Source organism: Alkalihalophilus lindianensis (genome assembly GCF_032843265.1).
GTDB classification, from domain to species: Bacteria; Bacillota; Bacilli; order Bacillales; family Bacillaceae_D; genus Alkalihalophilus; species Alkalihalophilus lindianensis.
Genome location: NZ_JAWJBA010000917.1, coordinates 1 through 242, shown reverse-complemented (window position 1 = coordinate 242; position 242 = coordinate 1). Strand labels below are relative to the sequence as shown.

Genomic DNA, 242 nt, shown 5'->3' with positions numbered 1-242 from the left:
CCCCAAGCTTCTGGCGTTGAAGGCGCGGGGGATCGCTGTCGTCGGCGTGGCCTACAAGGACGAGCCGGTCGCCACCCGCGCCTTCCTGGACGAGCTGGGCGACCCCTATTCGATGGTTCTGGTGGACCACGAGGGTCGGGCCGGCCTGGACCAGGGCATTTCCGGCGTGCCCGAGACCTTCGCCGTCGACGCCATGGGCCGGATCACCGCCAAACAGTCTGGTCCCCTGCTGAACGACGCCG

General features: G+C 69.0%; 1 protein-coding gene. It reads left to right on the top strand.

All coding sequences use genetic code 11. The annotated features are described in order from the left end of the window. Positions 1-242 (top strand): thioredoxin domain-containing protein (locus RYX56_RS26795; protein WP_500660711.1); only part of this gene is annotated, 242 nt, incomplete at both ends.